We start from the raw sequence: 7949 nt of genomic DNA on the forward strand, positions 1-7949 counted from the left end.
GGCCTGACCGTGCGGGAAAACCTGCTCACCGGCACGGCGTCGCGACGCTACCGAACAAAGGAGGTCCAGGACGACCTTGCCCAGGTCTTCGAGCTGTTCCCGCGGCTGAAGGAACGCATCAAACAGCGCGGCTGGTCGCTGTCCGGCGGCGAACAGCAGATGCTCGCGATCGGCCGGGCCTTGATGAGCCGGCCAAGACTTCTGATGCTGGATGAACCGTCGCTTGGCCTCGCCCCGATCGTGATCGAGCAGGTGTTCGACAAGATCGTCGAGCTGAACGAGCGGACGGGTCTTGGCGTGCTGCTTGTGGAGCAGAACTCGGCGATGGCTCTGGACATCGCCAGCCGCGCCTTCGTGCTGGAGACCGGTGCGATCACGCTGTCCGGGTCTGCGCAGACGCTGGCGCGCGATCCGCGGATTCGCGAAGCCTATCTCGGCGGTTAATAGGCGCGCGCGAAATCGCCCTCCTGCTTGACCTCGCCGAACGCCGGAAAATGCGCGGTCCAAGCCTCGGCTTTCGCCTTGGTCAATTCGCTCAGGCGGTCGAGAACCGCAACCCCGTCTTTGCGCAAGCTCGCGGCGACCGCCGCGCGGTCCGGAAAATGCCGGCGCACCGCGTCCAACCAGATCGTGCGGCCAGCGAGAAAGCCGCCTGCACCGGCGGCATAGGCATAGGACAGCACGCGCTCGAACTTTTCCGGCGCGGCGCCGCCGGACAGCAGCACCCAGGGAATCCGCCGCTGCCGGCAAATCTCCCCAATCGCATCAAATTCGAGCTGCGCGGCCTGCGCCGCCGCGCTGCCATCGCGCGGCGGGAGAGAATTGGCGGCCAGCGGGCTTTCCAGCTTCATCAGGTCGACGCCATATTCCGGCCTGGCGAATTCGCGCACGCTCTCGATCACCAGCGACGGCAGCTTTTCCGGTGACTCGACATAGTCGGCGGTGTGCCCGGCACTGCCGAGGAAGGGATAGACCAAAAGTTCAAGCACATAGGGAATATCGTGACGCGCGCAATCCTCGCCGATCTCGCGCACGAACCGCTTTTGATGTGCGTTGACGGCCTCGTCGGCGTCCGGCCGGTACCAGGCCAGCACCTTGACGGCATCGCCGCCGATCGCCCGGATCTTCTCCACGCTCCAGTTCGAAATCGCACGCGACTTGCGCCCGCCCGGCGTTTCCTCGACGCGATGCTCCTCCAGCGTCATGATCAGCCCGCATCGCGCAGGTAAGAGGTCGATCGCCGCCGGCACTGCGAAATTGGGATCGAACAGCATCGAGCTGCAATGCGGCGCCAGCGCCCCGACCAGCAGGCGCTTGGCCGCCGTCACATCGTCAAAGGCGACCTGATCCCGCGTGATTCCCTTCGCCTGCGCGATGGCATCGAACAGCGGCGGCCGCTGATCGAGCGCGACCATGCGAAAGTGGCCGTCGCTATCGGCAAGACGCGCCAGGCCACGGTTCTTTCCAATCGTTCTCATTGCTGGTTCCTCATGAATGCAAGACAATCCTCAAGCGAGGGAATCCCGGCGCGACCGCCCGGTCGCGTACATTTCAGCGCCGCGGTGGCCGCGGCAAACGACATGGCGTCCGCGACGCCAAGACCGCGACCAAGACCGCCACCAAGACCGCCGCCGATCGCAAGGGCGTAGGCGCCGTGGAACACGTCGCCGGCCCCGGTGGTGTCGACAGCCTCCACCGGATAAGCCGCGCGCGTCCGCAAGGCGCCGCCTTCGTACCAACTCACCCCTCGCTCACCGCGCGTGACCGCGGCGACGCGGCAGTGAAAGCGGGCGATCGTCGCCAAAGCGCCGTCGCTCGCCTCGCCGGCAAAGCCTGCGAGCGCCGGCTCGGAAAACACCGCATGATCGGTGAGCGGCAGCAATTGCTCGAACACGCTGGCCTCGGCAACATCAGCGTCGAGGATGGTTGGAATACCCAGCGATCGCGCCTTGCCGAACAAGGCGATAGCGCCCTCGGGCCAACGCGGATCGGCAAGCACAGCGGAGACGCCGACGACCTCATCGAGCGCAAGCCAATCGGCTTCGGCCGGAAAGCGGCCGCGGAAATTCACGATCTGGCGCTCGCCTGATGTGTCGACGATGACGCCGGACACCGATGAACGTCCACCGCCGAACAGCCGGAAATGCCCGACGTCGATCCCTTCATTCGACAACGCCGCGCGCATGTCGTGCCCCGCCGCGTCATCGCCGCCACGTCCCCAGAAGGAGACAGCGCCGCCGAGGCGCGCAACAGCGACCGCCGCGTTCGCCGCCATGCCCCCGCCTGCCGTCCCATAGTCAAAGCTCCTGATCTTCTCACCACCGCCTTCGAACAGCCCATCGACGCGCCAGATCTGATCGAGCGCCGACAATCCGAGGCAGATCACCCGCGTGCCGTTGGCGCACGCCGCGAACTCGGCCAATCCGATCGCCCCGCCTGGTGCACCGGCCTGCGTCACCGCAGCACCTCGCCATTGCTGCAATCGAACAGGTGCGTCTTGCCCGGCTGCGGATCAAGTTTCAGTCGATCCCCGACTTTGGGCCGCAGCGCCGGATCGACGCGCGCGATCGCGGAGGTGCCCGCCAGGTCGAAATGAACGAGCGTATCGGAGCCGAGCGGTTCGACCAGCTTCACGGTGACGGTGACGCCATCGGACGAGTCCGTGATGACGGCGAAATGTTCCGGCCGGACACCGAGCACGGCCTTGCCGGCGGCGCGCAATCGCGCATGACCCACAGCGTTCACCGGCGCCGCCGCACCATCGTGGGAGAACACGACCGCATCGCCGCGCAACTCCACCGCAAAGAAATTCATCGTCGGCGAGCCGATGAAGCCGGCGACGAACTGGTTCGCCGGCCGCTCATACACCGCTTCGGGCGTGTCGTATTGCTGCACATTGCCGCTCTGCAGCACGACGATGCGATCGGCCATGGTCATTGCCTCGACCTGGTCGTGGGTTACGAACACCATCGTGGTCTTCAGCTCCTGCGACAGCGCCTTGATTTCCGCCCTCACCTGCCCACGCAGCTTGGCGTCGAGATTGGACAGCGGCTCATCAAACAGGAACACCTTCGGATCGCGCACGATCGCCCGCCCCATGGCGACGCGCTGGCGCTGGCCGCCGGATAGTTCTTTCGGCTTGCGGTCGAGATAGGGCTCGATATGGAGCAGCGCCGCCGCCTTCTTCACTCGCGCGTCGATCTCCGCCTTCGGAATCCCGCGCAGCTCCAGCGCAAACGACATGTTGTCGTAGACACGCATATGGGGATAGAGCGCGTAGTCCTGAAACACCATCGCGATGTCACGTCGCGCCGCCGGGACGCCATTGACCCGCTTGTCGCCGATCAAGATATCGCCCGCCGTGATCGGCTCGAGGCCCGCGATGATCCGCAGCAAGGTCGACTTGCCGCAGCCGGACGGCCCGACGAACACGACGAATTCGTGATCGGCGATCTCGAGATTGAGATCAGCAATCACGGTGTAATGACCGTAGCGCTTGACGAGATTGCGGATGGAGATCGAGGCCATGTCAGTCCAGCGCCAGCACGGGCTTGATCAGTTCGCCTGCGGCAAAACGCGCGAAATTTTGCGGCAGTTCCGGCAACCCGAACTCGCCATCGACCAGGATGCGGTACGCGTCCTTGTAGCGGCGCAGCAGATCGACATTGGCAATGAAATCGGCGACAGGGAAATAGAAGGTGCGGACCATGTAGAAATCCTTGCGGCGGAACACCTTGCCTTCTTCGATGCTCCAGGGCGCGGCGTTCTCGCCAACCAGGACAAGCGCACCACGCGGCAGCACGACCTCGATGCCGAGATTGCGCGCGGCGTGCGCGCCGGAGCATTCAACGATCAGGGCGAAACGCTGGGAGGCGTCGCCGACGGGATGCGGCTTGGCGCCGAAGGATTGCGCGATGTTCAGCCGCGCCGCATTCGGATCGGCGACGCGGATATCGTCGTAGCCAAAGCTCTTCAGCGCCAGCACGACGCCGAGCCCGACCGGGCCCGCTCCCGTCACCAGCACCGGGCCAGCGTCCCGCGGCGGAACGATCCGACTGATAAACCGCACCGCGTGGCCGGAGGTACCGATGACGTCGAGCAACAGCGGCGCGAGGCTGTCTTCGATGTCGTCCGGCACCGGCAACAGGCAGTTTTCCGGCACCGGCACATATTCGGCGTAACCGCCCGGCCGGTTCCAGCCGATCAGGCTCGACATCTCCAGGCACATCTGGGTATCGCCACGCCGGCATGCGGCACAGCGGTCGCAATGCAAGGGGATATAGACCGCGCAGCGCTTGCCGTGCATCGGGTGCCCCGGCTGCTCGACCACGCCAAAGATCTCGTGGCCCGCGGTGAACTCGGCGCCCTTGTGCCACAGCTTGAAGTCGGACCCGCACAGCGCGGTGCGCGACACACGAAGCAGCACTTCACCGGAGGCGACCTCGGGCATCGCCACGCGCTCGATGGTAATGCGATCGTGGCCGTGGAACACGGCGGCATTCATGATGGAATTGGAAAGCGCGGACACAGTCATCGATTTCACCTAGCCTTTCACCGCACCCAAGGTCAGTCCCGAGACCAGCCAGCGTTGCACCAGCGCCGCCAGCACCAAAGGCGGCAGCGCGATCAGTGTCGCGGCCGCCATCAGGACGCCCCAATTGGTCGAGCCCTCGCCGACAAAGTTGAAGGCCGCCGCTATCAGCGTCTTGGTATCGCCGTTCGACAGCACCAGCGCGAACAGGAAATAATTCCAGGAAAACACGAAAGCGAGGATTGCCGCAACCGCGACACCAGAGCCGACCAGCGGCAGCGCGATACGCCACAAGATCCGCGTGACGCCACAGCCGTCGACCTGCGCCGCCTCGAACACACTGCGTGGAATATTGTCGAACGAAGGCAGCAACACCCAGATCACGATCGGCAGCGTAATGACGGCATGGCTCAGGATCAGCGCGGTGTAGGATCCGATCAGGCCGACCTGGCGGAACATCACGTACCAGGGCAACAGGAACAGGGTGCCGGGCGCCATGCGGGCCGCCAGCGTCAGGATCGCCGGCCAGGAAATCCGCGTCCAGGATACCGCGAACGCCGCGGGGACGCCAAACAGCAGCCCAAGGCCCGCCGAACCGACCGTCACGATCAGGCTGTTGATCGCGTAGGAAAAGAACGGTGTCGTCTTGATCAGGGTGCTGTAGTTCTCGCCGGTCGGCGGAAACACCAGCGTGGGCGGATAGGCTGTGACCTCGAACGACGGCTTGAAAGAGGACAGCACCATCCAGACCACCGGCGTCATGATGATGAACCCGGCGATGACAAGCTGCAGTGTGTTCAGCCTTCGAATCCAGTTCTCGTCGATCGGCACGCCGCTCATCGCGTTGACCTCACCACGCAACTGCGCCGCGCAGCCGGTTGAAGGCCAGCACCACGCCGAACACGATGGCGGTCAATGTCAGCATCAAGGCGCTGGCGTAGCCGATATTGAAGAACTCGAAGCCGACGCGGAAACCGTAGATGTTGAGTGTGTTCGACGCATTGCCCGGGCCACCCTGGGTCGTGATGTAGATGATATCGAAGAAGCGCAACAGATCGACGCTGCGCAGGATGGTCGCGGTCACGATGGTCGGGAGCAGCAAAGGCAGCGTGATGCGCCGAAACGTCTTCAGTGGCGAAGCGCCGTCGATCTGCGCCGCCTCGTAGACGCTCGGCGGCAACGATTGCAGACCACCCAGCACAATCAAAGCGACATAGGGCGTCCATTGCCAGGTGTCGATCATGGCAATTGTCGGAACCACCCAGGTCGGCGACGCCAGCCAGTCCGACGGCGGCAGACCCAGGGAGGAGAGGGCATAATTCGCCGCGCCCAGCGAGGGATCAAGGATCACGAGCCACATCATCCCGGCGACCACCGGGGGCATCATGAACGGCGAGATGAACAGCGAGCGCACGATACCGGGCAGCCGCTTGGCATGAAACAGCACCAGGGCCAGCCAGATGCCGAACACAAGCTGCAGGACCAGCGAGAGGACATAGAGCGCGACGGTGACCCACAATCCGTGCCAGAACTCGTGATCCGAGATCAGCTTTGCATAATTGGCGAGCCCCGCGAACGATTGCTTTCCCGTCGAGGAAAAACTCTGAAACGACAGCCAGATCGTGTAGGCAAGCGGAAACGCGATCATGGCGACCGTGAACAGGACCGCAGGCGCCGACAGCGCGGTCAGTTCCAGCCTTTGCCGATCCTGCGCCAATGTGGCGGCGGCGTCAGTCATCTTTGCTTCTGCGCGATCAGGCCATCGAGCGCCTTGTCGGCATCAGCGCAGGCCTGGTCGACGGACTTCTGGTTCAGGATCAAATCCTGCACGGCCTGCCCGATGAATTCGCGCGATTCAGGGTTGGCCACGATGGGATAGCCGACTTCCGAAGACCCTTTCGCCGCCAGCACGTCAAGCGCGGCCTGCCATTCCTTGCGAACCGGCTCTTCGTCGATCCACTTGCGGTATTCCGGATCGCTGGCGACGGCGGAACGCGGCGGCGCGATGCCCTGCACCGCCATCATCTTCTGCACCGCCGGGCTCGTCGCCCACTGCACGAAATACCAGGCCGCATCGGGATGCTTGCTGTAGGCCGAGATGGCCATGCCCCAGCCGATCGCAGTCGGGACCTGCCCGGCTTCGCCTGCGGGAAACGGAATCAGCGTGGTATCCTTGAGCCGGTCGCCGCCTTCCATCACCGTACGCAATTCATTTGAGGACTCGAACGCCATCGCGGCGCGGCCGGAACGATAAAGCGCCGAGATCTGGTAGAAGCTGTAGTTGACGACACCGGGCGGCCCGTAGTCACGCAACAGCCGGCTATAGGTATCCAACGCTTCCCTGCCCTGCGGCGAGCAAAGGTTGGATTTGCCGTCCGCCATGTAGCTGCCGCCGATATTGTGCAGCATGTTCGAGAAGGTGTATGGCAGCGCGGCCTTGAGGCCGCGCGAGACGAAAGGCGTGATGCCGCTGTCGCAGGCTTTCAGCTTTTTCGCCGCGGCCTCGACATCCTTGATCGTTGCCGGCTGCTCGACGCCGCACTTCTTGAAGATATCGGTGCGGTAATACAGGATCGGCCCCTCGATATTCATGGGCGTGCTGGTGAGCTTGCCGCTGAAGGTGCCGGCCTTCAGGAGCGCCTGGCTCAGGCCCGCATAATCATAATCGCCGGCGATTTCGCTTTTCGCCATCTGCGTCAGGTCGGCATACCAGCCGGCGGCCGCGAACTGTTCGCCCTCGCGCGAGGGCAGTGTCATGAAGACATCAACCTCGTCGCTGTGCGCGTTCATCACGGTCACCAGACGCTGCCGCATCTGTTGTTCCTGGTAACCGTCGACCTTGAGCGTGATGCCGGTGAGCTTTTCGAAGTCGGCCTTGTGCGCCAGCAGCGCCTGAGACACCGGATTATTGTTGGCGAGGAAGTTGATGGTCTCACCCTGGAATTTCTTCCAGTCGAGATCAGTCGCATGCGCGGCGGACGCAAGCGCCGCCGATGCGATGGCCGACAAAGCGACTTGGGCCATAGACCTCGTGGCGCTCATTGCATCCTCCCTCTCGGGCGCGGTACCCGGGCGGCTTTGCCGCATTCTTATGAGGTGCGGCGGCTTCGCCGCATCCCCGTGAAAACGGTTACACACTAGATGACCGCCCTTCACTGTCAAGGCCGATGAATTCTTATTCGCTGGCCCCGAATTGATGTTACAAGGGATCTCTATTCGCCAAAACACGGTATGAAACGTTACATCCATATTCCCGATGACCGCCTTCGTCGAACGATCTTCCAAACAGGGAATCCGCGCCGTGGCGGCGAAGGCCGGCGTGTCGATCGCGACGGTCTCGCGCGCGCTCAACAATCCCAATTCGGTCAGCGCGCTGCTGCGCGCGCGGATCACGGAGGCGGTGGAGACGGTCGGCTAC

General features: G+C 63.7%; 9 protein-coding genes. 2 read left to right on the plus strand and 7 right to left on the minus strand.

All coding sequences use genetic code 11. The features are described from left to right. On the plus strand, positions 1–444 hold a 444-nt coding region (locus WCB02_RS11830; RefSeq protein ID WP_423958364.1), incomplete at its 5' end, for an ABC transporter ATP-binding protein. Here WCB02_RS11830 and WCB02_RS11835 read toward each other — a convergent pair. The 7 genes from WCB02_RS11835 to WCB02_RS11865 are packed head-to-tail and all read right to left on the minus strand — an operon-like array spanning position 441 to position 7573. After that, positions 441–1478: a tagatose 1,6-diphosphate aldolase gene (locus WCB02_RS11835; protein ID WP_423958366.1), complete on the minus strand. Its 1038-nt coding sequence runs from the start codon at positions 1476–1478 to the stop codon at positions 441–443. The genes WCB02_RS11830 and WCB02_RS11835 overlap by 4 nt on opposite strands. Further along, the gene (locus WCB02_RS11840) at positions 1475–2458 is read right to left on the minus strand and encodes a PfkB family carbohydrate kinase (RefSeq protein ID WP_423958367.1); all 984 of its coding nucleotides are present in this window, start codon (positions 2456–2458) and stop codon (positions 1475–1477) included. The genes WCB02_RS11835 and WCB02_RS11840 overlap by 4 nt, the downstream gene beginning before the upstream one ends. Further along, entirely contained in the window at positions 2455–3528 is a 1074-nt protein-coding gene (locus tag WCB02_RS11845; protein ID WP_423958368.1) for an ABC transporter ATP-binding protein, read from the minus strand. The genes WCB02_RS11840 and WCB02_RS11845 overlap by 4 nt, the downstream gene beginning before the upstream one ends. A 1-nt stretch (position 3529) precedes the next feature. Further along, positions 3530–4534 carry an alcohol dehydrogenase catalytic domain-containing protein gene (locus tag WCB02_RS11850; protein ID WP_423958369.1) on the minus strand — a complete coding sequence of 335 codons (1005 nt, stop codon included), beginning with the start codon at positions 4532–4534 and terminating at the stop codon, positions 3530–3532. Positions 4535–4543: 9 nt separating this feature from the next. After that, positions 4544–5371: a carbohydrate ABC transporter permease gene (locus WCB02_RS11855; protein ID WP_423958370.1), complete on the minus strand. Its 828-nt coding sequence runs from the start codon at positions 5369–5371 to the stop codon at positions 4544–4546. 10 nt (positions 5372–5381) lie between these two features. Further along, positions 5382–6269 (minus strand): carbohydrate ABC transporter permease, encoded by an 888-nt coding sequence (locus WCB02_RS11860; protein WP_423958373.1) that lies wholly within the window; start codon positions 6267–6269, stop codon positions 5382–5384. Continuing rightward, positions 6266–7573: an ABC transporter substrate-binding protein gene (locus WCB02_RS11865; RefSeq protein WP_423958374.1), complete on the minus strand. Its 1308-nt coding sequence runs from the start codon at positions 7571–7573 to the stop codon at positions 6266–6268. Before WCB02_RS11865 ends, WCB02_RS11860 begins: the two co-directional genes overlap by 4 nt. Positions 7574–7787: 214 nt before the next feature. Between WCB02_RS11865 and WCB02_RS11870 the strand changes: the two genes are divergently transcribed. Further along, the coding region (locus WCB02_RS11870) for a LacI family DNA-binding transcriptional regulator (RefSeq protein WP_423958376.1) at positions 7788–7949 on the plus strand (162 nt) is incomplete at its 3' end.

The sequence above is a fragment of the Bradyrhizobium sp. genome (assembly GCF_049581145.1).
Lineage (GTDB): Bacteria > Pseudomonadota > Alphaproteobacteria > Rhizobiales > Xanthobacteraceae > Bradyrhizobium.